Raw genomic sequence first — 26,704 nt, 5'->3', positions numbered from 1 at the left:
GGACCACCGGAAAGGTTCCGAACCGAGATGAGCACCACGGACATGACGCTGGACGACGTCCGCAACGTACTGATCAAGGCGGTGTCCGCCGAAGCCGGCGTCGCCCCCGCCGAGCTCGCCACCGACCAGCCCTTCACCTCCTACGGCCTGGACTCCATGGCGGCCCTCACCGTCGGCATGGAGATAGAAGACTCCTGCGGCCTCACCGACCCGCCGGTGGACCTGCTCTGGGACCACCCCACGGTCGACTCCCTCGCCGAGGCGCTCTGGGCGCTGATGAACGACGGCACGCCGGCCGACGGCGCCGTACCGGCCCGGGCCGCCGCGGACGGCCAGTGATGAGCGCGCCGATACCCGCCAACCACCAGCAGGCCGGGCTCTGGTTCATCCACGAGACCGACCCCGGGTGCGCGGCCTACCACATCACCTTCGCGGCCGAGGTCACCGCCGACCCCGAACTCGGCCCCCGCGTCCTGGACGTCGTCGAGGACCTGACCCGCGAGCACGACGCCCTCCGGATCGCCTTCCGCGGCGGCCCCGAGGGACCCGAGCAGTGGGTGTCCGACACCGTCCGCCCCGACATCCGGCACGCCGACGTGCGCGGCACCGACCCGGACGTACTGCGCCGCCGCATCCGCACCGACAGCCGCGAGCCGTTCGACCTGGCCCGCCCGCCGCTGTGGCGCGTCCACCTCTACCGGACCGCCGAGCGCACCTGGGTGTTCACCGTCGTGATGCACCACATCGCGATCGACTTCTGGTCGCTGGCGCTCCTGCTGTCCGAGGTGCGCAGCCGGCTGGAGGGCACCGAGAACCGGTTCACCCTGGACGGCGGCGCCTTCGCGGCCTACGCCGAGCAGCAGCGCACCTTCCTCACCGGCGAGCGGGCCGCCACCCTGCTCGCCGGCGAGGCCGAACGGCTCGCCGACGCGCCCCCCGCCCTCGACCTGTACGGCGACCGGCCCCGGCCGCCCGCCCCGTCCTACGACGGCTCCTCGGTGCCGTTCGGCCTGAGCGCCGACACCACCGAGGCGGTACGGCGACTGGCGCGCGAGTCCGCCACCACGCCGTACACCGTGCTGCTCGCCGCCTACCTGGTGCTGCTCAGCCGGCTCAGCGGCCAGGCGGACGTCATGGTCGGCACGCCCACCTCCGGCCGGGTGCAGCGGCAGTTCCGCGACGCGCTCGGCAACTTCGTCAACACCGTCGTCGTCCGCGGCGAGGTGGACGAGGAGTCGACCTACCGTCAGCTCCTCGCCTCCGCCCGCGAGCGGGTGCTGCGGGCCACCCGGGCGCAGGAACTGCCCTTCCCCTGGCTGGTCCGGGAGCTGGCGCCGCCGCGCGACCCCAGCCGCACGCCCCTGTACCAGGCCGGTTTCGCCTGGGACCGGCTGCCGTTCCTGAACGACATGGACGACTTCTTCCTGCTGGAGCCCGGCGAGGGCACCGAGCTGGAGCTGGCCGGCGCCACCCTGCGGCCGTACCCGCTGCCGCAGCAGGAGGGCCAGACCGACCTCTGGATCGAGATGGGCGCGGAGCGCGCCGGCGCCTACGCGGGCGTCCTGCGCTTCAACACCGACGTCTTCACCGCCGAGACGGCCCGCGAACTGGCCGCCTCCTTCGTCACCACCGTGGAGACGCTGGTCACCCGCCCCGACGAGCCGCTGGGCAGCCTGCCCCGGGGCGACGAGGGACAGCGGGCCCGGATCGCCGCCTGGGGCACCGGCCCCGACCGCGCCGTCCCCGAGGCCGGGCTGCCGCACCTCTTCCGGGAACAGGCCACCCGCACCCCCGACGCGATCGCACTGGTCGCCGGGGCCGCCGGGGAGGAGCAGTGGAGTTACGGCCGGCTGCTGCACGAGGCCGAGACGATCGCGGCGGCGCTGCGGGCCGCCGGGGTCGTCACCGGTGACCGGGTCGCGGTGATGGTCGACCGCGGGGCGCCGCTCGTGGCCGCCCTGCTGGGCGTCCTGGAGGCCGGGGCCGCCTATGTGCCACTGGACCCGAACCTCCCCGCCGAGCGGCTGGCCTACATGGCCGAGGACTCCCGCGCCCGGCTGCTGCTCAGCCGGAGCGCACTGGCCGCGAGCCACCTGCCCGGGCTGCCCGTGCTCGACCTCGACGAACTGCCGGCCGCCGCCCCCGGCGGCGAGCGCGCCGCGGTCGGGGCGGGCGACCTCGCCTACGTCCTCTACACCTCCGGCTCCACCGGCCGGCCCAAGGGCGTGGCGATCCCGCACCACGCCCTGACCAACCTGCTCCTCTCGATGGGCGAGGACACCGGCTTCACCGCCGCCGACAGCCTTCTCGCCGTCACCACGGTCTCCTTCGACATCGCCGGCCTGGAGCTGTACCTGCCGCTCCTCACCGGCGGCCGGGTGATCGTCTGCGACAGCACCACCGCGGCCGACGGCGCCGCGCTCGCCGTCCGGATCGAGGAGTCCGGCGCCACCTGGATGCAGGCCACGCCCACCTCCTGGCGCATGCTCCGGGACGCCGGCTGGCAGGGCTCCGAGCGGCTCAACGTGCTCTGCGGCGGCGAGGAACTCCCCCTGGAACTGGCGGAGTTCCTGGGCTCGCGGGTGGCGAGCCTGCGCAACGTCTACGGGCCCACCGAGACGACCATCTGGTCCACCTCCGGCCGCGTCGACCCCGCCCGGGGCATCGACATCGGCACACCGCTGGCCAACACCCGGCTCTACACCCTCGACCCGCAGGGCCGGCAGGTGGAACCGGGCTTCCCCGGCGAGCTGTGGATCGGCGGCGACGGCCTCGCGCTCGGCTACTGGGACCGCGAGGAGCTGACGGCGGAGCGGTTCGTCACCGGACTCCCCGCCGCCCCCGGGGACCGGCTCTACCGCACCGGCGACCGGGCCCGCTTCACCAGCGAGGGCCGGCTGCTGCACCACGGCAGGCTGGACAACCAGGTCAAGCTGCGCGGCTACCGCATCGAGCTCTCCGAGGTCGAGACCGTCCTCGAAGCGGTCGACGGGGTCGCCACGGCCGTGGTCGTCGTCCGCGAGGACCGCCTCGTGGCCTACCTGGTCGCCGAGCCCGGCGCCGAACTCAAGCAGGCGGACGTCAAGTCGGCGGCGGCCGTCTCCCTCCCGCCGTACATGGTGCCCGGCGTCGTCATGGTCCTCGACGAACTGCCGCTGACCGCCAACAAGAAGATCGACCGCAACCGGCTGCCCGAGCCCGTCGTCACCTCCGACGCCGGATTCGCCAAGCCGCGCGACGCCACGGAGATCACCCTGGCGCGAATGTGGTCGGAGATCCTCGGCCTGTCCCAGGTCGGCATCCACGACAACTTCTTCGACGTGGGCGGCCACTCCCTGCTCGCCGTCCGGCTCAGCGCGGCCATCCGCGAGGAGTGGGACGTCGAGGTGCCGATCTCCGTCATGCTCCGCCAGGGCACCGTCGCGGAACTTGCCGCCATCGTCCGCCGCGGCGGCCAGGACAGCGAGCGCGTCCCGGTGGTCACCCTGCGGGAGGGCGACCCCGCCCACCCGGACCAGCGGCCGGTGTTCCTGTTCCACCCCTTCGGCGGCACCGTCTTCTGCTACGTCGAACTCACCCGCCATCTGCCCGAGGGCCGGCCCGTCCTCGCCATCGAGGCGCCCGGCATCGAGAGCGAGGGCGAGGCCGAGGTCAGCGTCGAGGCCATGGCCACCCGCTACCTGGAGTACATCAAGGACGTGCAGCCGGCCGGCCCCTACTCGGTGGGCGGCTGGTGTTTCGGCGGCGTCATCGCCTACGAGGTCGCCGTCCAGCTGCGCGCGGCGGGGGAGGAGACCGACCTCCTCTTCGGCATCGACAGCCGTGCGCCCATCGAGGAGAACATCCCGGAGTCCTCCGACGACGCGACGATCCTGTCGTGGTTCGCCCGGGACCTCGCGGTGCCCTACGGCAAGACGCTCGACATCCCGGCCGAGCTCCTGCGCGAACTCGGCGGCGACGCCGCGTTCGACCACATCCTCAAGGAGGCCGCCGACCTCGGCGTCCTCGCCCAGGACGCCGACCGGGCGCAGATCCTGCGCTACTTCGAGGCCTACCTGGCCAACGGCATCGCCCTGCAGACCTATCTGCCGGAGCCCGCCGACGTCGACCTGGTGCTGCTGCGCGCCGTCGACGAGACCACCGACTACGGGCCCGCGCTCGGCTGGCAGTCACTGATCGAGGGGTCCCTGGACGTCATCGACGTCCCCGGCGACCACAACTCGGTGATGTACCCGCCGCACGCCGAGCAGGCCGCCCTGGCCGTCGGCCCCCACCTGCACACGCACCCGGCCGCCGGCCACGGAGAGGGAGACACCCACGATGACCAAGGATGAGACGGTCCGGGCCGAGTACACCTTCAGCGTGCCCGTCCCCCCGCAGGAGGCGTTCGCGCGCATCTCGGACCCCGAGCAGGACCCGGTGTGGCAGGCGGCCGTCGTCGAGGTCACCCTCCGGGGCGGCGAGCCGCGGCCCGGCTGCCGGTACGACATCGTTTTCCAGCTCATCGGCAAGCGCATGGAGTTCACCGTCGAGATCGACGAGTTCGAGCCGGGCCGCCTGTCGACGTTCCACACGCTGAGCGGACCGGTGAGCTACCAGGGCACCTACGCGTACACCGCCAACGCGGACGGCGGCACCGACGTGCACTGGACGTTCGATGTCCAGCCCGGGGACTACTTCGGCATCATGCCGAAGACCCTGCTGCGCAAGGTGCTCGTCAACTCGGTCAAGAAGGACTCCGGCAAGCTCGCCGCCCGGCTCGGACAGGAGGCACGCACCCGATGAGCACTTCCCAGGAGCAGGCCAAGGTCGTCGTCACCGGCCTCGGCGCGACCACTCCGCTCGGCGGTGACGTGGCCGCCACATGGGACGCGCTGCTGCGCGGCGACAGCGGCGTCCGCGTGCTCGACGACGAGCCGTGGACCGAGGAGATGCCGCCCGTCCTCGGCGGCCGCGTCAAGGTCGAGCCCGGCGCCGCGCTCGACCACCAGCAGCGCCGCCGCTTCAGCCGCTCCGCACAGCTCGCGGTCACCGCCGCGGCCGAGGCATGGAGCGACGCCGGGCTCGACGACGCCACCCTCTCCCCGCACCGGGTGGCCGTCGCCGTCTCGGCCGCGCTGGGCGACATGAACGCCATCATCAACGGCTGGGAGGCGCTCAAGGACCGCGGCTGGCGGCGGGTGCCGCCGATGACCGTGCCGATGTCCATGGGCAACGGCTCCGCCGCGGCCGTGGCCCTGCTGGTCAACGCCCGCGTCGGGGTGCACGCCAGCGTCAACGCCTGCTCGTCGGGCACCCAGGCGCTGGCCACGGCCGCCGAGCTGATCCGCCGCGGCGACGCCGACGTCGTCGTGGCGGGCGGCACGGAGGCCCCGCTGCACCCGCTGGTCCTCGCCTCGTTCTCGGCCATGCGGGCACTGTCCGCGCGGGTGGACGACCCCGGCTCCGCGCCCCGCCCCTTCGACGCGGACCGCGACGGCATGGTCCTCGGCGAGGGTTCGGGCGTCCTCGTCCTGGAGTCCGAGCGGCACGCCCGCGAGCGCGGCGCCCGGATCTACGCCGAGCTGGCCGGGGTCGGCATCACCTCCGACGCCTACCACATGGTGCAGCCGGACCCGGAGGGCGCCGGCAGCGCCCTCGCCGTACGGGCCGCGCTGAAGGAGGGCGGCGTCTCCCCCGAGGAGGTGGCCTTCTTCAACGCCAACGGCACGGCCACGATCCCCGGCGACGCGGCCGAGGCCAAGGCGGTCCGGGCGGTCTTCGGCGAGAGCGGCCGGCTCCCGGCGCTCACCGCCCTGAAGTCCATGACCGGGCACAGCCTGGGAGCGGCCGGCGCCATCGAGTCCATCGCCACCATCCTCAGCCTGCACCACGGGCTGGTGCCGCCGACCCGCAACTTCCGCCGCCTCGACGACGGTGTCGAGCTCGACGTGGTGCACGGCTCGCCGCTCAAACTGGGCGACGAGCAGAACGCCGCCGTCAAGAACTCGGCCGGCTTCGGCGGCCACAACGTCGCCCTGCTCTTCAAGGGCGGCGCACGGTCCGACCGGTCCGCGGAGCACACGAAGGAGAACGGCGGATGAGCCGGGACCCCGGCGTCGTGATCACCGGTCTCGGCGCGCTCACCCCCCTGGGCGCGACCGCGGCCGACTCCTGGCAGGCGCTGCTCGACCAGCGCTCCGGCGTGCGCGCCCTGCCCGGGGACTGGCCCGAGGACCTGCCCGTACGGATCGCCGGGACGGTCACCGCCGACCCGGTCGACGTCCTGGGCCGGGTGCAGGCGCGCAAGCTGGACCGCGGGGAGCAGCTCGCCGTGGCCGCCGCCCGGCAGGCCATGGAGGATGCCGGGCGGCCCGAGGTCGAGCCCGAACGGCTCGCCGTGGTCGTCGGCACCGGCATCGGCGGCGTCCTCAGCACGCTCGGCCAGAACGAGCTGTACGAGAACTCCGGCATGCGCAGGCTGTCCCCGCACGCCGTGCCCATGCTGATGCCGAACGGTCCCGCCGCCTGGGTCAGCCTCGACCTGGGCGCGCGGGCCGGGGCGCGGGCGCCGGTCAGCGCCTGCGCCTCCGGCGCGGAGGCCCTCGCCCTGGGCCTGGACCTGATCCGGCTCGGCCGCGCCGACGTGGTGGTCGCGGGCGGCACCGAGGCCTCGGTGCACCCGTTCATCGTGGGAGCGTTCGCCCAGATGAAGGCGCTCTCCCGGGACGACGGCGACCCGGCCGCCGTGTCCCGGCCCTTCGACGCGGACCGCACCGGCTTCGTGATGGCGGAGGGCGCGAGCGTCATGGTCCTGGAGCGCGCGGACCTCGCGCGCGCCCGGGGCGCCCGCGTCTACGGCGCCCTGGCCGGGGCCGCCGTCAACTCCAGCGCCCACCACATCTCCGCCTCCGACGCGGAGGGCCAGGTGCAGGCCATCCGCGCGGCGCTGCGGGACGCGGAGCTGGCGCCCGGCGACGTCGAGCACGTGCACGCGCACGCCACCTCGACGGAGGGCGGTGACCTGGCGGAGGCCGACGCGATCGCCAAGGCGGTCGGCGACCACCCGACGGTCACGGCGACGAAGTCCATGACCGGGCACATGCTCGGCGCCTCCGGGGCCTTCGGCGCCATGTCCGCCCTGCTCGCCGTCCACCACGGGGTCGTCCCGGCGACCCGCAACCTGCGGACGGTGGACCCCAGGATCCACCTGGACGTCGTCGCGGGGGAGAACCGCGTGGACCGCCCGGCGGCGGCCCTGGCCAACTCCTTCGGCTTCGGCGGGCACAACGTCAGCCTCGTGGTGACACGGGCCTGAGCGGACGAGCGGCGGGCCCGTTCTCCTGGCGTCACGTCAGGAGAACGGGCCCGCCGCTCGTCCGGTGCGCGGGGCGGCGGCCGGTTCACCCGCTCGGACAGGTCCCCCCGGGTTGGGTGGGGACACCCGGGGTACCCGGGAGCCATGCATACGGAATGGACGGTAACCACCGCGGCCAGTGGCTTCTCCGTCATCGGGCCGATCGTCGCCGGCGTGGTCGTCGTCGCGCTCCTGATCGGAGCGGTCTGGAAGGGCTACCAAATCCGCCGGCGCGAGCCGGCCCCGCCGCGCCCCGAGGAACAGCCGCGGATGCCGGAGGGCGGCCCCGTCCGCGAGGAGCAGCAGGTGCGCGAGCCGCACGAGATGCCCCACGACGACGAACACCGCCTCACCCCCCACGAGATGCCCGCCCACGGCAACCCCTCGTCGCAGACGGACCCGGAGCAGAAGCGGCCCCGCTGGAACGAGGGCAGCAGCGGCTCCTTCGGCAGCGGCGGCCCCGGCGGCACCTGACGGACGACGCCGGGCTCCGTCGGCGTACGACGGGGCCCGCGCCTCCGCACGGCACTCCGAGAGGAGAGAACCATGACCGACTCCGCGCACAGCACCCTTCCGCTGCCCGACTACGACCACCTGCCCCTCGGTGGCCTGGAGAGCCGGATACGGTCGCTGAGCAGCGACGAGGTCGAGACCCTGCTGGCCTACGAGCGGGCGCACGCGCACCGCGTTCCCGTGGTCGAGCTGCTCGGCACCCGGCTCGACCGGCTGCGCGCGGGCGCCGAACCGACCTCCGGCGACCCCGGCGCCGTCCGCCCCGAGCAGGGCGGGCACCGCACGGGCTCCCCGGTCTCGCCGGCCACGTCGCCGCAGCCGATGAGCCCGCCGCCGCACGGCACGCCGGACCAGCGGGGCCGCCCGAAGGGCAACCGCACGTAGGGGGCCGGCACTGCATGAGGGGCCCGCGCCGTCCTGGCGCGGGCCCCTCACGTGCGCCCGCGCACCCGGCCCCCGCCCCGGCCGGTGGTTTGGGGCCCCGGGCCCCGGCTACCCGCACAGGGTGACTACGACGACAGCAAGGACGACGACTCAGGAGGAGCTCTTCCGGTTCCTGGAGGACCGCTTCGCGTGCGCCCAGACGTGCACCGAGTGTGCACGCGCCTGTGCCCTGCGCGCGAGCCTCGTGGACCCGGGCGGGCCGGAGGACCAGGAAGCGGTGCGCCGCAAGGGCATCATGTGCGCCGAGGTGTGCGACGCCACCTGCCGCGTCCTGTCCGAACAGGGCAGTCAGGACGAGACGGCGCTCCGCGTCCAGGTGGAATGGTGCCGCGCGGTATGCCTGGAGAGCGCCCACGTCTTCGACGACCACCCCGGCGCGGAGGACACGGCCAAGGCCTGCCGGGAGTGCGCCCAGGCCTGCACGGACTTCATGACGACGCTGGCGTGAATCCGGGCGACGGTGGCGCCAGGGGCGGGGGGTGCGGCCGAGTGCGCGGCTGCGGGCACGTCGTGGTTGCTCGCGCAGTTCCCCGCGCCCCGGAAAGAAGGGGCGGCGGGGGCGAGAAACCGCGTTAGCCTGACCCCGTGGACACCGACCCCGGTCTCTTCACCCCCCGCTCCGTGACCTGGCAGGCCCACGGCGACCCCATGATGTGGGTCGCCGGCATCCGCGCCCTCTACCTCCAGGCCCTCCACCCCCGCGCCGTCCACGCGGTCGTCGAGAACAGCGACTTCCGCAACGACGCGTGGGGCCGCCTCCGCCGCACCGCCGACTTCGTCGGCACCACCACGTACGGCACCACCACCGCCGCCGAACACGCCGGCGCCCGCGTCCGCAAGATCCACGCCATGCTCCGCGCCACCGACCCCGACACCGGGCACCCGTACCGCATCGACGACCCCGACCTGCTCCTCTGGGTGCACTGCGCCGAGATCGACTCCTACCTCCACGTACTGCGCCGCTCCGGCCTCCCCCTCACCGACGCCCACGCCGACCAGTACGTCGCCGAAGCCCGCGTCAGCGCCCGCCTCGTCGGCCTCGACCCCGCCGCCGTACCCGGCAGCCGTGCCGAACTCGCCGCCTACTTCACCTCGGTACGGCCCGTGCTCACCGCCGGACCCGACGCCCGCGAGGTCGACGACTTCCTGCGCCGCCCGCCGGTCCACCCCCTGCTCGTCCCCGCCCGCGCCCTGCTCTGGCGGCACGTGGCGCACCTGGCCTACGCCGCCCTGCCGCCGTACGCCCACGAGCTGTACGGCCGCCCCGCCCCGCCGCCCGTGACGGTCACCCGCCGGCTCCGCCGGACCGGCACCGTGCTGCGCACCATCCCCGCGCGGGTGCGCTGGCAGCTCCCCCCGAAGCACATCCTGCGCGCCACCGCCCGCCTCGGCCCGGGCACCCGCCCCGACCCCCGCCGCGCGGCCCTCTGAACACGGGGCCCCGGCACCCACGCCCCCTGGCCCACCCCCGCCCCGCGTGCTACCAAGGACCATGCCCGCACCCCGGGGACACCCCGCCGACCGCTACGACGCCGTCATCGTGGGCGGCGGCCACAACGGACTGGTCGCCGCCGCCTACCTCGCCCGGGCCGGCCGCTCCGTGCTCGTCCTGGAGCGCCTGGACCACACCGGCGGCGCCGCCGTCTCCACCCGCCCCTTCCCCGGCGTGGACGCCCGCCTGTCCCGCTACTCCTACCTCGTCAGCCTGCTGCCCCCGAAGATCGTCCGCGATCTCGGCCTGACCTTCCGCACCCTCCCGCGCACGATCTCCTCGTACACCCCCGTCGAACGCGCCGGCCGCCCCACCGGACTGCTGGTCGGCGGTGGCGAGGCCCGCACCCGCGAGGCGTTCGCCCGCCTCACCGGTTCGGAGCGCGAGTACGCGGCCTGGCGGCGTTTCTACGACCTGACCGGCCGCGTCGCCCGCCGGGTCTTCCCCACCCTCACCGAACCCCTCCCGACCCGCGCCGAGCTGCGCCGCCGCATCGACGACGAGGAGGCCTGGCGGGCCCTGTTCGAGGAGCCGGTCGGCGCCGCGATCGAGGAGCGGTTCGCCGACGACACGGTCCGCGGCGTCGTCCTCACCGACGCCCTCATCGGCACCTTCGCCGACGCCCACGACCCGTCCCTGAAACAGAACCGCTGCTTCCTCTACCACGTGATCGGCGGCGGCACCGGCGCCTGGGACGTGCCCGTCGGCGGCATGGGCGCGCTCACCGACGCCCTCGCGGCCGCCGCCCGGGACGCGGGCGCCGAGCTGCGCACCGGCCGCGAGGCCGTCCGCGTCGAGACCGACGGCCGCACCGCCGAGGTCACCCACCGCGGCCCCGACGGCGAGGCCACCGTCGCCGCGCGGCACGTCCTGGTGGGTGCCTCGCCCGAGGAACTGGCCCGGCTCACCGGCGACGTCCCGCCCACCCCCGCCGAGGGTGCCCAGCTCAAGGTGAACATGCTGCTCACCAGGCTGCCCCGGCTGCGCGACGCCTCCGTCGACCCGCGCGAGGCGTTCGCCGGCACCTTCCACATCGCCGAGGGCTACGAGCAGCTGGCGACGGCCCACGCCCAGGCCGCCGCCGGGTCACTGCCCACCGCGCCGCCCTCGGAGATCTACTGCCACTCGCTCACCGACCCGAGCATCCTCGGCCCGGACCTCGCCGGCCGCGGCCACCACACGCTCACCCTCTTCGGCCTGCACACCCCGGCCCGGCTCTTCGCCGCCGACAACGACGGCGTGCGCGAGGAGTTGCTGACGTCCACCCTCGCCCAGCTCGACGCCCACCTCGCCGAACCGCTCGCCGACTGCCTGGCCACCGACGCCGACGGCCGCCCCTGCGTCGAGGCCCGCACCCCCCTCGACCTGGAACGCGACCTCCGGCTGCCCGGCGGCAACATCTTCCACCGCGCACTGTCCTGGCCGTACGCCGAAGAGGGCGCCACGGGCCGCTGGGGAGTGGAGACCGCACACGCCAACGTCCTGCTGTGCGGGGCGGGCGCGGTGCGCGGCGGCGGGGTGAGCGGGGTCCCGGGCCACAACGCGGCCCGGGCCGTACTGGAGGACACCGCCTGACGGACGCTCCGGGCGGCGGTGGCGGACCCGACGCGGGCCCGCCACCGGCCGTCCCTCAGCCCCTGACCCGCACCACCTTCAGCGCGGGCGAGGAGCGGATGTCACGCTCGCAGAAGCGGAAGTCCACCCACTTCTCCTGGGAGAACAGCCGGGTCTGGTCGGCGTAGTGCGCCGAGTTCGGGTTCGACGACTGGGAGTAGGTCAGAAGTGTCCGGGCGACGGGGCAGCGGCTGCCGTCCCAGCCGACCGCCTGGATGTGGCTCGACCCGGTGACGACCTCCGTGTAGCCGCCGGCCGGCGCGTCCCACACCGACTCGACCTTGTTCCACACCCCGAGCGCCTCGGTCCCGCCCGGCACCGGGATGCGCGTGCCGCCCCGCACCACGAACTGGTGGGCGCCCAGCGGTTCGTCGAGCCCGATCCCGGCCCCGTCGAGCTCCTGGACCGCGTCGGCGAGGGCGGTGGCGAAGGCGGGCGTGGCGGTGTCGAGCGTGCGCGGGGTGTTGAGCGGGTCGGCCGCCGAGAACGGCACCTTCCACAACTGGCCCGGCGGCACAGTGGAGTTCAGCTTCCGCCAGAAGCGGTCGAAGAGCAGTGCCCCCTTGCTGTCGGTGTCGGCGGTGCGGTTCCAGCCCGCGAGGACCCGGCAGGCCGCACCGACCTCCACGGCCGCCCCGTCGGACGCCGTCGCCGTGCCGTCGGGCAGTGCGGCGCAGGCCCTCGCGGTGTCGGCGGCGGCCAGGTCGGCGATCGGCACCCGGTCGGCGAACTGCTGCCGTTGCAGGTCACGCACGGTCAGCCCGCCGCGTGCGGCCATGGCGGACACGTCCTGCACGGCACCCCGCGTGCGCGGGCTGATGGGCGTGGCGACCGTGCCGAAGATCCGCTCGTAGCCGTCGAGCGGCCGGTCCGCGTTGGCCAGCCACGCGCTGTCGTTGCTGTTCTCGGCGTACGGCGCGTCCTTCAGCGTCGGCATCCGCGAGGGTCCGAAGATGCCCGGCTGGACGGCGTCCTCGTCCCGGCCGAGCGCGCACGCCGAGCGGGAGCCGTCCAGGACCGCGAGGCCCGCCGAGGGATAGGTGGCCCTGCCCAGAGCCGTGGCGCAGCGTGCCGCCAGGTCGTCGGTGATGCGGGGCAGCACCTGGGACTGGGTGAACAGGGAGTGCCCCGAGGAGTCGGCGGCGATGGTGTTCACCCACGGCAGTCCCTGGTTCCGGTCCAGGGAGCGCCGTACGTCCGCGGTGCTCCGCGCCTTGGCGAAGCCGAGGGAGGTGTCGGCGAAGCGGAGGTTGGCCGCGTTGGGGTCGTTCAGCGCGTACGCCGTCGTCGCCGTCCAGGGCAGTGGTATCTGGGACCCCATGGAGGTGAGGACGGGGCCGTAGCGCGTCCACCACTGGGTACGGGTGACCGGCGGGCCGTCCTTGACGGCGACCGTCACCGTCCGCTTCGTCATCCGCTCCCGCTTGCCGTCGACCAGGTAGACCGTGGGGTCGGACGGGTCGAGGGTGAGCTGGTACAGGTTCTCCGGGACCCCGGTGGCCACGGTGTGGCTCCACGCCATGTGCGCGTTGAAGCCGATGGAGGTGATCGGCAGGCCGAGCAGCGAGCCGCCCGCCACGTCCAGCTTGCCCGGGATGGTCAGCTGCGACTGCCAGAAGCGGCGGCCGCCCTGCCACGGATAGTGCGGGTTGCCCAGCAGCAGACCCCGGCCGTTCGCCGTGGTGGCCCCGCTGAACGCGACCGCGTTGGACCCCATGTCACTGGTGTCCTGCGCGAACATCTCCCGCGCGGCGGCGGCCGCCGCCCGCGGATCGGGAGCCGCCGCGGAGTCCCCGCCCGTGGGCGGCCGCGCGGTGGTGACCGAGTCGATCACGCGGCCCTGGCCGGCCAGGACGACCACCGCGTAGCCGCGCACGGCCACGTCGAGCGAGGTGATCGGCCGCACCCAGTCCGCGCCCTTGCACGCCGGGTCGGTGATCCGGTGCCGTGCCAGCCAGGCGTTGTACCCGGCCGCCCAGCCGCGCATCAGGTCCCGTACCTCCTGGCTCGGGCCCAGCGGCGCGCGTTGGGCGAGCAGTTTCTCCACGGTGTGCGTCCGGCGCACGCCGCGGAAGTAGAGGTCGCTGGTGAGGTTGGTCGACGCCGAGGACAGCGAGCCGTCGGGCTCCCCGTCGGCGCCGAACCAGCGTGAGCGCTCCCCGCGCAGCGTCACGAAGCCGTCGGCCAGCGTGCAGACCTGGTCGGCGGCCTGGGCGTAGCCGTTGCCGAAGCCGAGGCCCGCGTAGTCCTTGGCCACGATGTGCGGAATGCCGTACTCGGTGTAGCGGATCTCGGCCGACAGCCGGCCGACGGACGGATGTTCCCGGTGGTGTGCCGCGCCCTCGGCGGCGGTCGCGGGCAGGGTCCCCGCGGCGGCGAACAGGACGGCGGCCACGACGGCCGGCCATCTCCGACGGATACGCAAAGTGCCCCCCAACTACAGTGGCGGAAGGGAGCGTTGAGCCTAACAAGGGACACGTCGTCCGGGACGGGGTTGCCGGGACCCGGTTCCGGGTTGACCGTGATCGCGCCATGTCCGCCCCCGCCGCACCCGCGCACCCCCGAGGCCCGATGCTTGACCCCGCCCCCGCCGCACCCCAGGATCACGGGCAGTACGGGCCGGACGGAGGGACAGGGCATGACGACAGGCGCGGGGGCAACGGCAGGAGCGGCGGACCGGGGCGGCACGGCCGGCCGGAGCGCCACCGTGGACGGCGTGCTGCGGCGCAGCGCCCGCCGCACCCCCGCACGCGTCGCCCTCCACTACGCCGACCGGCAGTGGACCTACGCCGACCTCGACGACGCCGTCTCCCGCGCCGCCCGGGCGCTGCTCGACGCCGGACTCGCCCCCGGCGACCGGGTCGGCGCCTACGGCCACAACTCCGACGCCTATCTGATCGGCTTCCTCGCCTGCGCCCGGGCCGGACTGGTCCACGTGCCCGTCAACCACGCCCTCACCGGGGACGACCTCGCCTACCTCGTCGCACAGTCCGGCTGCTCAATCGTCCTCGCCGACCCGGACCTCGCCGGGAACCTGCCCGACGGCGTCCGCGTCCTGCCGCTGCGCGACACCGAGGACTCGCTGCTCGACCGGCTCGCCGCGACCGAGCCGTACGACGGCCCCGAACCGCGCGCCGAGGACCTCGTCCAGCTCCTCTACACCTCCGGCACCACCGCCCTGCCCAAGGGCGCGATGATGACGCACCGCGCGCTGGTGCACGAGTACCTCAGCGCGATCACCGCCCTCGACCTCCAGGCCGGCGACCGCCCCGTGCACGCGCTGCCGCTCTACCACTCGGCCCAGACCCACGTCTTCCTGCTGCCCTACCTCGCCGTCGGGGCCGAGAACATCCTCCTCGACGCCCCCGACGGCGATCTGCTGTTCGACCTGATCGAGTCGGGCCGCGCGGACAGCTTCTTCGCCCCGCCGACCGTCTGGATCGCCCTGGCCGGCCGCCCCGACTTCGCCACCCGCGACCTCGGCGGACTGCGCAAGGCCTACTACGGCGCGTCGATCATGCCCGTCCCGGTCCTCCAACGGCTCAAGGAACGGCTGCCGCACCTCGCCTTCCACAACTGCTTCGGACAGAGCGAGATCGGCCCGCTCGCCATGGTCCTCGGCCCCGACGAGCACAAGGGCCGCATGGACTCCTGCGGGCGCCCGGTGCTGTTCGTCGAGGCCGGGCTGGTCGACGAGGAGGGCCGGGAGGTGCCCGACGGCGAGCGCGGCGAGATCGTCTACCGCTCGCCGCAGCTCTGCGAGGGCTACTGGGACAAACCCGAGGAGACCGCCGAGGCCTTCCGGGACGGCTGGTTCCACTCCGGCGACCTCGCCGTGCGCGACGCCCACGGGTACTTCACCGTCGTCGACCGGGTGAAGGACGTCATCAACTCCGGCGGCGTACTCGTCGCCTCGCGCCAGGTCGAGGACGCGCTCTACACGCACGAGGCGGTCGCCGAGGCGGCCGTCATCGGGCTGCCCGACGCGACGTGGATCGAGGCCGTCACCGCGGTGGTCGTCCCGCGCGGCGAGGTCACCGAGGAGGAACTCCTCGCCCACGCGCGGGACCGGCTCGCCCACTTCAAGGCGCCCAAGCGGGTGCTGTTCGTGGACGGCCTGCCGCGCAACGCCAGCGGCAAGATCCTCAAGCGGGAACTGCGGGAGCGGTTCGCGGACGTACAGCGGCCCGGCGCGCCCGGCGAATAATCCGGTGACCGCACCCGCCGCCGCTCACCACAATGGGCCTCTCCAGCACAGGGATTCCGGCACGGGGACTCCCGCGAAGGGAGCAACCCGCCCATGTCCGCCACCCATGACACCCACGGCGTTCATGACACCCATGACACGGATGTCACCCACGTCCTGCTCTCCGGCGCCGTGGGCTCCACCGCGTACGGACTCGCCCGCGCGGGCTCCGACGTGGACCGGCTCGGCGTGTTCGCGGCCCCCACCGAGGAACTGCACGGCCTGCACCGGCCGAAGGAGTCCCATGTCACCACCACCCCCGACCGCACCCTGCACGAGGCGGCGAAGTGGTGCCGGCTCGCCCTCGGCGGCAACCCCACCGTGCTCGAACTGACCTGGCTCCCGGACGAGTTGTACGAGGTGCGCACCGGACTCGGTGACGAGCTCATCGGCCTGCGCTCCGCCCTGCTCTCCGCCCCGCGCGTGCGCGACGCCTACCTCGGCTACGCCGCCCAGCAGTTCCGGCGGCTCCAGGCACGCGGCGACGGTTCCCTCTCCGCCGACCTGCGCAAGCGCACCGCCAAACACGCCCGCCACCTCAAACGCCTGTGCCACCAGGGTCATGAGCTGTACGCCACCGGCCGGCTGACCGTCCGCGTCGAGGACCCGGAGGAGTACCACCGCTTCGGCGAGCGGGTCGCCGCCGACCCGTCCGCCGCGGAACCACTCCTGCGCCACTACGAGGACGCCTTCGCCACGACCCGCACCGTGCTGCCCGCAGAACCGGACGAGGCCCCCGTCGAGGCCTGGCTGCGCCGCGTCCGCGCCCACTTCCACACCCGGCCGGACGACGTCCGGACCGGCCACTGACCCGGAAGGGAGACCCGCGGGGGAGACCCGGCAGAGAGACCCGGAAGGGACCCGCCCTCACCCGCGCTCGCCCTCCGGGTCGATGTGCGGCAGCACCCGGTCCAGCCACCGAGGGGTGCGCCACGCGTGCCGCCCGAGCAGTGTCATCACCGCCGGGACCAGCAGCAGGCGCACCACGGTCGCGTCGATGAGCACGCTCACCGCGAGCCCGAGCCCCAGCATCTTCACCACGATGTTGTCGCTGACGATGAACGCGGCGAACACGCTCACCATGATCAGCGCGGCACAGCTGATCACCCGCGCGGTGATCTCCAGCGCGTGCGCCACCGACCCCTTCGCGTCGCCGGTGCGCAGCCAGGCCTCGTGAACGCGGGAGAGCAGGAAGATCTCGTAGTCCATGCTGAGCCCGAAGATGATCGCGAACATCATCATCGGCACATAGCTCTCGATCGGCACCGTCCCCGACACCCCCAGCGCGGGCCCGCCCCACCCCCACTGGAACACGGCGACGACCACCCCGTACGAGGCCGCGATCGACAGCACGTTGAGCACCGCCGCCTTCACCGCCACCAGCAGGCCGCGGAAGACGATCAGGATGATGAGGAAGGCCAGCGCCACCACGACGGCGATGATCCACGGCAGCCGCTCGGCCACGATGTCCCGGAAGTCGACCTGCGCGGCCGTCGTCCCGGTCACGTACCCCTTCGCGGCGGTCCCGGAGACGGCGTCCGGGAGCGTGGTGCGCACCAGGGTGTTGGCGAGGTCGTTGGTCGTCGCGCTCTGCGGCGACTCCTCGGAGTAGACCGTGCCCACCAGCACGTCCCCGTCCTTGGTGGTGGTGAGCGGGGTGACCAGGGCCGCGCCCGGCGCGCCGGCCAGCTTCTGCTCCGCACGGGAGGCCAGGCCGGAGCGCTGGTCCGCCGGCACGTCCGACTGGTCGACGACCACCGTCAGCGGGCCGTTGGAGCCGGGGCCGAACGCGTCCGCCATCAGGTCGTAGGCCCGCCGGTCGGTGAACGACGTCGGATCGGCGCCGTCGCCGATGTGCCCCAGCCGCAGCGAGAACACCGGGATCGCCAGCACGGCCACGGTGAGCACACCGCCGGCCAGGAACCACCACGGCCGCCGCTCCACCCGCCGCGCGTAGCGGTGCCAGGTGCCGTGCGCGGCCCCGCCCGGCTCCGCGTCGGTCTCGGCGACCGGCCGGCGCACCCGCAGCCGGTCGATCCACCGGCCGAGGAGCCCGAGCAGCGCGGGGACGAGGGTGAGCGCGCCCACCACCGCGGAGATCACCGTCACGGCGGCGGCCACGCCCAGCAGCGCGATGAACGCCACCCCGGAGACGGACAGCCCGGCCAGCGCGATGATCACCGTGCAGCCGGAGACCAGGACGGCCCGGCCGCTCGTGGCCGCCGCCCGCCCCGCCGCGTGCACCGGGTCCGCGCCGTCCCTCACGTGCTGCCGGTGGCGGGTGATCAGGAACAGCGCGTAGTCGATGCCGACTCCGAGGCCGATCATCGTGGCCAGGGTGGGGGAGACGGTGGCGAACGTGAACGCGGCCGCCAGCAGCCCCAGGCACGCCAGCCCGCCCACCACGCTCACCAGCGCGCTCAGCAACGGGATCCCGGCGGCGAGCACACTGCCGAACCCGACCAGCAGCACCACGATCGCCACCGCGAAGCCGATCAGCTCGCTGATCCGGTCGTCGGGCGCGGGCCGGGCCAGTTCGCCCAGCGGCCCGCCGTACTCGACCCGCGCGCCGGCCGACCGCAGCGGCCGCACGGCGTCGTCCACGCCGTGGAGGTACCCGTCGCCGAGCGTCGAGGGCTGCACGTCGAACCGGACGGTGATGTACGCCGTCCTCCCGTCCTTCGACAGCGGACCCGCGCCCCCCGACTGCTGACCGGACGGCTGCTTCCCGGGCGGCGGCAGCGGGTTCTGCGCGGACAGCACGTGCGGCAGCTTCTCCAGCGCGCCGACGGCGTCCGAGACCTGGCCGCTCAGCGAGGTGAGCGGCTCGTCCTCGTCGTGCAGCACGACCTGAGCGCTGTAGCCGCCGGCCGCCGGATCGTGCCGCTTCAGCACGTCCAGGCCCTGCTGGGACTGGGTGCCCGGCAGGGCGAAGTCGTCCGAGTAGTCCCCGCCGAAGGAGTGCTGCAACACCTCCAGGACGAGCAGGGCGACCAGCCAGCCCACGATGACCACGACGAAGTGCCGGGCACACCACTCGCCCAGGCGGTGCAGCCGCCCGGGCGCGGGCCCGCCGTCCCCCGGCGAGGACGAGGTCGACAGCACGGTCGACGGCATGGGGCGCTCCACGGGCGGCGAAGGGACGCGAACGGACGGCCGGGGGACGATCGCGGGACGACGAGGACGCCCGGACGCCTTCATTGAATGCCGGGCGGCCCCCCCTGTCCTGCCGGGTACGTCCGCGCGGGCGCCGCCCGCCCCGGCACCGCGGCCCGCCCGGGGATCCACGAAGCCTCCCCCTCACGTGCTCTGTCGGTGCCCGGACCCGGTCGCTAGGCTGGCCGCGGACGACGCAACCGGGAGGAGCACGGCCGTGGCCGAGAGCACCATCCAGCAGCACCCCCTCGCGGGCTGGGACAAGCCCGACCTTGACCTCAGCAACGCCGAATGGCAGTCCAGCAGCAAGGGGCGCGGGGATGTCCAGATCGCCTTCGTCGAGGGCTTCATCGCGATGCGCAACAGTGGCCGCCCCGAGAGCCCGTCCCTGATCTTCACCCCCGCGGAATGGGGCGCCTTCGTCTCCGGCGCGCGGGAGGGGGAGTTCGACCTGACCTGAGCACCGGCCCCAGGTCCGTCGCGGGCGCGGGCACGTACCATGGCGGCATGTCCTTCCTCCGCCGCCGCAGCGCCACCCCCGCCGGGCCCGAATTCGACGTACTGGCCATGGATCCGGGCGACTGGCCGGGCAACCTCGGTGCCGGTCTGCTGCCCGCCCCCGACGGCAGCTGCCAGGGCGTGTTCCTGCGCTACGACCTCTTCGGCGGCCGGGGCCCCGCGATGATCATCGGCAATCTCCCGGAGGGATCTCCCGCCCGGGAGGTCGACGAGGACGAGATTCCCTTCGAGGTGGCCCAGCTCCTCCTCGCCCTGGAGAACGACGAGGAGGTCACCGTCGTCGGCACCGAGGACGTGCCGGTGCTCCAGGGCGACAACCTGCTGGTGGTGCGCCGCCTCAAGCTCTCCGAAAGCCGCATCTCCTGCGTGCAGTTCGACCGCAGCGACAACGTCCTGGTGACCATCGCCGCCTGGGACCGCCCCATCACCGACGACCTCTACGCCCTGCTCAAGCCGCTCCCCGCCGAGCTGTTCCAGCAGGGCTGACCGCCGGAAGCCGCTGACAGCAGGCGCAGGACACACAGGGGCCGGGCCCGCCTCCCCGCGGACCCGGCCCCTGAGCATGCCCCGCGGCTACGAGCCCGAGGGGAGTACCGTCACGTCGGCCGCCCGGACGAAGCCGACCCGGTGGCCGTACTGGATCTCGTAGTACGTGTCCTTGCCGGTGACGACCTTGTGCGAGGCCTCGTCGAACGTCACCGCGTAGTAGTACTGGCCCGGCATCTCGTCCCCGACCACGTACTTCTGGCCCGCCGGGATCCGGTACGGCAGCGGCGACAACGACTGCGCCGGGACGCCCGCCGGGTACGCGGCGGCCTCCGGGTAGGCGCGGCCGTAGACGGGGATGTCGGTCGCGCCGGCCTTCGGCGTCACCACCGTGCCCTTGGCGTGGACGGCCGTCGGCTGCTTCGCCGGGTTCTTGAACCAGGCCTTCTGGCCCAGGTACCAGATCGCCGTCCAGTCCCCGTCCTGGCCGGCCACCGCGTACTGCTGGCCGGTGGAGACCCGCGAGGCGAGGTCGTTGACGTCGATCGTGGATTCGCCGCCGCCCGGCCGCAGGCCGATGTCCTTGATCAGCGGCGCGTTCTCGTCCGGCGCGCTGTACAGCCGCACCTCACTGGAGCCGTGCGCCGCGCAGGGCTCGTCGCCGTCGGTGCAGCCCGTGTACCGCGGGGTGTTGGCCGCGTAGTCGGGCCGGATGGTCACCAGGCCGCCCTTCGCGTCGGCGGTGCTCTTCAGCGGCGCGCCCAGCAGGTCGAAGTAGTGCCGCCAGTCCCAGTAGGGGCCCGGGTCGGTGTGCATCCCGGGCACGGTGGAGGTGGTGGGGCCTGGCACGTTGTCGTGGCCGAGCAGGTGTTGGCGGTCCAGCGGGATCGTGTACGTGTCGGCGAGGTACTTCACCAGCCGGGCCGAGGAGCGGTACATCGCCTCCGTGTACCAGGCGTCCGGATCGGCGAGGAAACCCTCGTGCTCCAGGCCGATCGAACGGGAGTTCACGTCCCAGTTCCCGGCGTGCCAGGCCACGTCCTTGGCCTTCACGTGCTGGGCGATGTGCCCGTCGGTGGAGCGCAGGGTGTAGTTCCACGACACGTAGGTCGGGTCCTGGACGAGGTTGATGACCCCGTCCCAGGCGCCCTCGGTGTCGTGGATGACGATGTACTTGATTCTTTGCGAGGCGGGGCGGTCGCCGAGGTCGTGGTTGCCGTAGTCGTCGTCCCCGAACTCCTCGTACGGCGCCGGGATCCACTCGCACGCCACGGTCTTCGGGCACTCGGTGCCGGCGGCGTGGCCCTTGTGCAGGCCCGCGCGGCGCAGCGGCGCCTTGTCGGGGGCCAGGCCGGGGCGCGCGGCAAGGGTGACCCGCTCCCCGGTGTCGGTGGTGCGCCGTTCGCCGGTGCGGAGCACGTCGTAGACGTCGTCGGCGTACGCGGCGGCGGTCGCCGTGTCGTCCGCGCCGGAGAACGCGGCGACGGCCCCGTACCAGTCGGCCGGGTCCGCGCTGAGCGGTTCGCCGAGACGTTTCTGCGCGGCGGCCAGCAGGGCGGCGCCACCGCGGATGTTGGCGGCGGGGTCGCTGCGGAGGGTGGCCGCGGGGATGCCGGTGAGCCCGGCGGCCTTCGTGAGCGTCTCGAGCCGGGCCGGGAGGGCGGTGGCGGCTGGGACGCCGGGTGCGTTGGCGTCCGGGTGGAGTGCGGGTCGGGCCGTGTCCCCGCGAGCGTCCCCGGCCTTCTTCAGGTGCGCCGTTGCGGTCTGTTCCGGGTGCGTGGCCGCGTGGGCGAGCGCGGTGCGGGCGTCCGTGAGGTGCATCGGGCCGTAGCCGCCGGAGACGCTGGGCGCGCCGGCGTGGGTGTCCCAGCGGGACTGCAGATACGAGACGCCGAGCAGCACGCCGCGCGGTACGTGGTACTCCGCGGCGGCGGTGGCGAAGGCGTGCTGAAGCGTGGTGGTGCGGGTGCCGGGTGCGGTGGTGCCGCCCTGGCCGGACGCCGGGCCGGCACCGAGCAGGGGGAGCAGCAGGGCGGCGGAGGCGGCGGCGCCGGCCGCCGTCCTGCGGGTGGGTCTGTGTCCGGTGGTGGGGGATCCTCGCAAGGCATGCCTCCTGGGCGGTCTGGCGCGATGGGGCGTGCGGGGCCGAACGTGCGTCTGTGGTACCGGCTCCTTGACGTTCCGTCAATCATGCGCGGGGGACCGGGCTTGCCGGGGGCAACGGCGCGCGGGTGTTCGGCGAGCCGTTGCGTTGTGCGGTGCGGTGCGGTGCCTTGTGGGGTGGGGCGCCTTGGGGGGTGGGGGGTGCGGTGTGTTGGCGGGTGCGGGTGCGATGTGGCTTGTCGCGCAGTTCCTCGCGCCCCTGGGTTGGTCGGGCTTGGCCGGGGTGTTCAGGGGCGCTGTCCCGGAGGCTGTGTCAGCGGGTGCCCACCGCTGCGCGGAGGGCACGGCGGGTCAGTTGGCAGTCGTCGTGGAGGCGGCGGAGGAGGAGGCGTTGTTCCTCACCGGAGGGGGTGGCGCCCGGGGGTGTCGTCGGGGAGCTGTCGTGCATCGAGCGCTGGACGGCCGTCTCGTACGTGCGGATCTCCCGGGTCAGTACCAGCATCAGGTTGACCAGGAACGCGTCCCGCGAGGCCGGGCCGGCCGACTGGGCGATCTGGGCGATCTGCCGCCGTGCCAGCGGGGCATCCCCGAGGACCGTCCACAGCGTCGCCAGGTCGTACCCCGGCAGGTACCAGCCCGCGTGCTCCCAGTCGACCAGGACCGGGCCCGCGGGGGAGAGCAGGACGTTGGACAGCAGTGCGTCGCCGTGGCAGAACTGGCCCATGCCCTGGCGGCCCGCCGCGTGCGCGATGCCGTGCAGCAGCTTCTGCAGGTCGCCCATGTCCCGGTCGGTGAGGAGGCCGAGGTCGTGGAAGCGGGAGATGCGCTCCGCGTAGTCCAGCGGGGCGTCGAACGTGCCCGCCGGCGGCCGCCAGGCGTTCAGCCGGCAGATAGCGCCGAGCGCCGCCCGTACGTCCGCGCGTGGCGGGGCCTGCGCCGGGTGCCGGTGCAGCGCGGCGACCCGACCGGGCATCCGCTCGATCACCAGCGTGCAGTTGTCCGGGTCCGCCGCGATCAGCCGTGGCACCCGCACCGGCGGGCGGTGCCGGACGAACGCGCGGTAGGCCGCTATTTCGTGCCGGGTCCGCTCGGACCACATCGGCGAATGGTCCAGTAAACACTTGGCGACGGCCGTGCTGCGCCCTGTCGTGCCCACCAGCAGCACCGAGCGGCCGCTGCGGCGCAGCACCTGCACCGGGGTGAACTCCGGGCAGATGCGGTGCACGGAGGCGATCGCCGTGCGCAGCTGCGCACCCTGGGGGCCGGACAGGTCGAGCCTCCCGCTGAGGGGCGCGCCGGCCAGTCCGGGCACGCGCCGGGGCCGGCCGGCCCCGTGCACGGGGGGCTGGGGGCGCGCGGGGTCGAGGTAGGGGCCGCCCGCTCCCGGCCGGCGGGTGCGCAGCGACGGAGACGGGGCGGACACGGAGGACGATGCTGCGTACATGGGTGAACACGGATCCCTTCGTGTGCCGGTGAATTGCCGCGCCGCTCCGGCCCGGCCGCCGCGGCGCACCCTGGGGAATGCCCCTGGGCGACCGGGTCGGGGTGGCGCATTCCTACCTGACACCCGGGACCGGTGGGCACACCATCTGGCGCACCCTGGCGAACCCTGGCGAATAGTCCCGCAGCAACTGACAGGCGGCTACTGTCAACTCAGCCGAGTACCTGGGGGCTTGACGTGAGCGGACAACCCAACACCCGTCTGGCGGACCTCTTCGGCCTGACCGGATGGTCCAAGGGAGAACTCGCGAGGCTGGTCAACCGGCAGGCGGCGGCCATGGGCCACCCCCAGCTGGCGACCGACACCTCCCGCGTTCGGCGCTGGATCGACATGGGAGAGATCCCGCGCGATCCCGTGCCACGGGTGCTGGCGGCCCTGTTCACCGAGCGTCTCGGCCGTGTCGTGACCATCGAGGACCTCGGTCTGGTCCGGCACGGGCGTACGGGGAAACGGCCGGGCGGCGGGGACGTGGAACATCCCGACGGAGTGCCGTGGGCGCCCGAGCAGACCGCTGCGGTCCTCACCGAATTCACGGGAATGGACCTCATGCTCAACCGACGCGGTTTGGTGGGCGCGGGCGCCGCGCTCGCCGCGGGCTCCGCACTCAGCAGCGCCATGCACGACTGGCTGCACACCGATCCGGCCCTCACGGCCGACGCCCCCGACCTCGATCACCCCCTGCACGCCGACCCCGCCGGGTACGACCGCTATGAGGCCGCCCCCATCGGGACGCAGGAGATCGAGGAACTGGAGCGCTCGGTCGAAGTGTTCCGCGCCTGGGACGCGGCCCGCGGCGGCGGGCTGCAACGCAAGGCGGTGGTGGGCCAGCTCAACGAGGTGGGAGGCATGCTCTCCTACCGGCACCCCGACCATCTGCAGCGGCGCCTGTGGGGCGTCGCCGCCAACCTCGCCGTCCTGGCCGGCTGGATGTCGCACGACGTCGGCCTGGAACCCACGGCCCAGAAGTACTTCGTCATCGCCGCCCACGCCGCACGGGAGGGCGGCGACCGGCCCCGCGCCGGGGAGGCGCTCTCCCGCGCCGCCCGCCAGATGGTGCACCTGGGCCGGCCCGACGACGCCCTGGACCTGATGAAGCTCGCCGAATCCGGCTCCGGCGACGAGGTGCTGCCGCGCACCCGGGCCATGCTCCACACCATCGAGGCCTGGGCGCACGCGTCGCTGGGCCGCGGCCAGGCCATGCGGCGCACACTGGGACAGGCGGAGGAACTCTTCGTCTCCGACAAGGGGGACGTGCCCCCGCCGAGCTGGATGCAGCTGTTCGACGAGGCGGATCTGCACGGCATGCAGGCCCTGGCCTACCGTACCCTCGCCGAGCACGAGCCTGACGCGGCGGCCATCGCCCAGCAGCACGCCAGGAAGGCGCTGCACCTGCGGGAGAGCGGGCGCGACCGGTCGAAGATCTTCGACCACCTCACGCTCGCCTCGGCGTGCTTCCTCGCCGACGACCCCGACCAGGCCGACCGCTACGCACGGCTCGCCCTGAACTCGATGGGGTCGAACTCCTCCCACCGCACCTGGGACCGGCTGCGCGAGATGTACCGGCTCACCGCCCAGTACTCCAGTTGTCCGAACGTGCAGAACCTGCGCGAGGAGATCGAACTGGCCATGCCGCCGGGCTGGAAACGCAAGGGAGGCAGCAGGACCGCCCGGGCCTGACCCCCCGTCCGCCCTCGCGCGTCCGCGGCGGATACGTCAGCCGGTGACCCTGGCCACCAGCACGCAGGCGTCCTCCTGGCGCTCGGTCCCGCCGAACTCCTCGACGACGGCCCGTACGCAGCCCTGTGCGCCGCGGGCCGCGCCGAACCGTGCGGCCAGACCGAGCAGCCGCCGGGCGGCCTCCGGGCCGGGGTGCCGGGGGACCAGCCCACCGGTGTACAGAAGCAGCACGTCACCCGGGTGCAACGGCTCCTCGGCCGCGCCGTAGGAGGCACCGGCGGTCGCCCCGAGCAGGACGCCGTCCGGCGCCGTCAGCGCACGCCCCGTCCCGTCGCGGAACAGCAGCGGGGCGGGGTGTCCCGCGCGCGCCCACCGCAGCGTGCGCGAGGCGGGCCGGTACCGGCAGCAGAGCGCACCGCCCAGCGCGGGCTGCGCGAGGGAGGCGTCGAGCAACTGGTTGAGCCGGCCGAGGAGTTCCCCCGGCTCCGCACCCGTCACCGCCATGCCACGGACGGCACCCAGCAGCATCGCCACCCCGGAGGTGGCCGCGACACCGTGCCCGGCCAGCTCGCCCACGCCCAACAGTGTCCCCCCGTCCGGGAGTTCCAGCGCGTCGTACCAGCCGCCCCCGACCGGCGCGCCGGCGGACGACGGCAGATAGCGGGCGGCCAGGTCCAGCGCGCCGGGGCCCTGGCGCGGGAGCCGCAGGGGACCGCGCCACGGCGGCAGCACGGCCTCCTGCAGCTCGACCGCGACCCGGTGCTCGGTCTGCGCGAGCCGGCGGCGCTGGTGCAGCGAGTCACGGGTCTCGCGCACGGTGCGCCGCCGGCGGCGCAGTTCGCTGACGTCCCTGAGCACCGCCCACATCGAGACGGTGGAGCCGTCGGCGTCGAGCACGGGTTCGCCCATCATGTGCACGGTGCGCTCCGCGCCGTCGGGGCGCAGGACGCGGAACTCCCCGTCGATGGGGCGGGCGTCGATGAGACAGTCCGTGACCATCGTGGTCAGCCGCGCGCGGTCGTCCTCGTGCACGAGGGAGGGGAGTTCGTCGAGGGTGAGGGCGGGGGCCGCGGGGTCGCGGCCGAGAATCCGGTACAGCTCGCCGGACCACGCGGCCCGGTCGGTCAGCAGATCCCACTCGGCGGACCCGACCCGGCCGAGCAGTGGCCCGCCGGGGGGCCGGGGCTGCGGGGCGGCCGGCGGGCCCGTCGCGGGGGCGTGGGTGGCGGTGAGGGGCGGGGGGCCGTCACGGAGCTGGGCCAGATGGGCGTCCAGATCGGCGAGCTGGTGCAGCGCCAGATCGTACAGAGCGCGCTGCCAGCGGGCCTCGGGATCCGCACCGTCCGCGGGCGCCTCGCGCCGTACGGCGTCCATGTCGCCGCGCAGCCGCCGGGTCCGCGAGAGCAACGCGTCGACCGCGCCGCGCCGGGGCGGCGGCGCGGCGGAGCGGTCCGCGGACGGAGGGGGCGACATGGCGTACTCCGGGTGACAGTGCGACCGACTGGTGAAGAAGGACCGTTACGACTGTCGCACAGCGCGTCGCACGCTGTAAGGGATTTGCCAACATGGAACCCGTGGATGCGCCTGGCATATGACACTGTCCCCGCGCCCCTGGGG

At 74.0% G+C, this 26,704-nt stretch carries 20 protein-coding genes; 15 read left to right on the top strand and 5 right to left on the bottom strand.

The window, feature by feature from the left end; all coding sequences use genetic code 11:
• Positions 1–27 precede the first annotated feature (27 nt).
• The 10 genes from OIE12_RS03705 (at position 28) to OIE12_RS03660 (ending at position 11,360) form a co-directional block, all read left to right on the top strand.
• A complete protein-coding gene (locus tag OIE12_RS03705; RefSeq protein WP_033224716.1) occupies positions 28–339 on the top strand; it encodes an acyl carrier protein in 312 nt (103 codons plus the stop codon).
• Positions 339–4,334: a non-ribosomal peptide synthetase gene (locus OIE12_RS03700; RefSeq protein WP_329131664.1), complete on the top strand. Its 3,996-nt coding sequence runs from the start codon at positions 339–341 to the stop codon at positions 4,332–4,334. The genes OIE12_RS03705 and OIE12_RS03700 overlap by 1 nt, the downstream gene beginning before the upstream one ends.
• Positions 4,321–4,785: an SRPBCC family protein gene (locus OIE12_RS03695; protein ID WP_329131662.1), complete on the top strand. Its 465-nt coding sequence runs from the start codon at positions 4,321–4,323 to the stop codon at positions 4,783–4,785. Before OIE12_RS03700 ends, OIE12_RS03695 begins: the two co-directional genes overlap by 14 nt.
• Positions 4,782–6,083, top strand: a complete 1,302-nt coding sequence (locus tag OIE12_RS03690; protein WP_329131660.1) for a beta-ketoacyl-[acyl-carrier-protein] synthase family protein — start codon at positions 4,782–4,784, stop codon at positions 6,081–6,083. The genes OIE12_RS03695 and OIE12_RS03690 overlap by 4 nt, the downstream gene beginning before the upstream one ends.
• Positions 6,080–7,297 carry a beta-ketoacyl-[acyl-carrier-protein] synthase family protein gene (locus tag OIE12_RS03685; RefSeq protein ID WP_329131657.1) on the top strand — a complete coding sequence of 406 codons (1,218 nt, stop codon included), beginning with the start codon at positions 6,080–6,082 and terminating at the stop codon, positions 7,295–7,297. The genes OIE12_RS03690 and OIE12_RS03685 overlap by 4 nt, the downstream gene beginning before the upstream one ends.
• A 144-nt stretch (positions 7,298–7,441) precedes the next feature.
• Positions 7,442–7,810 carry a DUF6479 family protein gene (locus OIE12_RS03680; RefSeq protein ID WP_329131655.1) on the top strand — a complete coding sequence of 123 codons (369 nt, stop codon included), beginning with the start codon at positions 7,442–7,444 and terminating at the stop codon, positions 7,808–7,810.
• Positions 7,811–7,882: 72 nt separating this feature from the next.
• Positions 7,883–8,233 (top strand): hypothetical protein, encoded by a 351-nt coding sequence (locus OIE12_RS03675; RefSeq protein ID WP_329131653.1) that lies wholly within the window; start codon positions 7,883–7,885, stop codon positions 8,231–8,233.
• Between the two features lie 121 nt (positions 8,234–8,354).
• Positions 8,355–8,741 (top strand): ferredoxin, encoded by a 387-nt coding sequence (locus OIE12_RS03670; protein WP_329131651.1) that lies wholly within the window; start codon positions 8,355–8,357, stop codon positions 8,739–8,741.
• 137 nt (positions 8,742–8,878) lie between these two features.
• The gene (locus tag OIE12_RS03665; RefSeq protein ID WP_329131649.1) at positions 8,879–9,724 is read left to right on the top strand and encodes an oxygenase MpaB family protein; all 846 of its coding nucleotides are present in this window, start codon (positions 8,879–8,881) and stop codon (positions 9,722–9,724) included.
• A gap of 61 nt (positions 9,725–9,785) precedes the next feature.
• A complete protein-coding gene (locus OIE12_RS03660; RefSeq protein ID WP_329131647.1) occupies positions 9,786–11,360 on the top strand; it encodes a phytoene desaturase family protein in 1,575 nt (524 codons plus the stop codon).
• 55 nt (positions 11,361–11,415) lie between these two features.
• On the opposite strand, the gene OIE12_RS03655 is transcribed toward OIE12_RS03660, so the two are convergent.
• The gene (locus OIE12_RS03655) at positions 11,416–13,824 is read right to left on the bottom strand and encodes a penicillin acylase family protein (protein ID WP_443053755.1); all 2,409 of its coding nucleotides are present in this window, start codon (positions 13,822–13,824) and stop codon (positions 11,416–11,418) included.
• A gap of 213 nt (positions 13,825–14,037) precedes the next feature.
• On the opposite strand from OIE12_RS03655, the gene OIE12_RS03650 reads away from it, so the two are divergent.
• Both OIE12_RS03650 and OIE12_RS03645 read left to right on the top strand, forming a co-directional pair.
• A complete protein-coding gene (locus OIE12_RS03650) occupies positions 14,038–15,606 on the top strand; it encodes an acyl-CoA synthetase (RefSeq protein ID WP_329131643.1) in 1,569 nt (522 codons plus the stop codon).
• 93 nt (positions 15,607–15,699) lie between these two features.
• On the top strand, positions 15,700–16,455 hold the full coding sequence (locus OIE12_RS03645) for a nucleotidyltransferase domain-containing protein (RefSeq protein WP_329131641.1): 756 nt from the start codon (positions 15,700–15,702) through the stop codon (positions 16,453–16,455).
• Between the two features lie 57 nt (positions 16,456–16,512).
• On the opposite strand, the gene OIE12_RS03640 is transcribed toward OIE12_RS03645, so the two are convergent.
• Positions 16,513–18,762, bottom strand: coding sequence for an MMPL family transporter (locus OIE12_RS03640; RefSeq protein WP_329131639.1), 2,250 nt, complete (start codon positions 18,760–18,762; stop codon positions 16,513–16,515).
• Positions 18,763–19,018: 256 nt separating this feature from the next.
• Here OIE12_RS03640 and OIE12_RS03635 point away from each other — a divergent pair, with 256 nt between their 5' ends.
• Together OIE12_RS03635 and OIE12_RS03630 are read left to right on the top strand one after the other, a co-directional pair.
• Positions 19,019–19,261, top strand: coding sequence for a DUF397 domain-containing protein (locus tag OIE12_RS03635; RefSeq protein ID WP_329131637.1), 243 nt, complete (start codon positions 19,019–19,021; stop codon positions 19,259–19,261).
• A 47-nt stretch (positions 19,262–19,308) separates the two neighbouring features.
• Positions 19,309–19,806, top strand: a complete 498-nt coding sequence (locus OIE12_RS03630) for a hypothetical protein (RefSeq protein ID WP_329131635.1) — start codon at positions 19,309–19,311, stop codon at positions 19,804–19,806.
• An 87-nt stretch (positions 19,807–19,893) separates the two neighbouring features.
• On the opposite strand, the gene OIE12_RS03625 is transcribed toward OIE12_RS03630, so the two are convergent.
• Together OIE12_RS03625 and OIE12_RS03620 are read right to left on the bottom strand one after the other, a co-directional pair.
• Positions 19,894–21,909, bottom strand: a complete 2,016-nt coding sequence (locus OIE12_RS03625) for an N-acetylmuramoyl-L-alanine amidase (RefSeq protein WP_329131633.1) — start codon at positions 21,907–21,909, stop codon at positions 19,894–19,896.
• Between the two features lie 313 nt (positions 21,910–22,222).
• The gene (locus OIE12_RS03620) at positions 22,223–23,353 is read right to left on the bottom strand and encodes an aminoglycoside phosphotransferase family protein (protein ID WP_329131631.1); all 1,131 of its coding nucleotides are present in this window, start codon (positions 23,351–23,353) and stop codon (positions 22,223–22,225) included.
• Positions 23,354–23,587: 234 nt separating this feature from the next.
• Here OIE12_RS03620 and OIE12_RS03615 point away from each other — a divergent pair, with 234 nt between their 5' ends.
• Entirely contained in the window at positions 23,588–25,087 is a 1,500-nt protein-coding gene (locus OIE12_RS03615) for a DNA-binding protein NsdB (protein ID WP_329131628.1), read from the top strand.
• Between the two features lie 36 nt (positions 25,088–25,123).
• On the opposite strand, the gene OIE12_RS03610 is transcribed toward OIE12_RS03615, so the two are convergent.
• Entirely contained in the window at positions 25,124–26,560 is a 1,437-nt protein-coding gene (locus OIE12_RS03610) for a PP2C family protein-serine/threonine phosphatase (RefSeq protein WP_329131626.1), read from the bottom strand.
• Between the last annotated feature and the right edge of the window lie 144 nt (positions 26,561–26,704).

Source organism: Streptomyces sp. NBC_00670 (assembly GCF_036226765.1).
Lineage (GTDB): Bacteria > Actinomycetota > Actinomycetes > Streptomycetales > Streptomycetaceae > Streptomyces.
The sequence above is the reverse complement of the archived record's forward strand: the minus strand, read 5'-3'. Positions and strand labels throughout refer to the sequence as shown.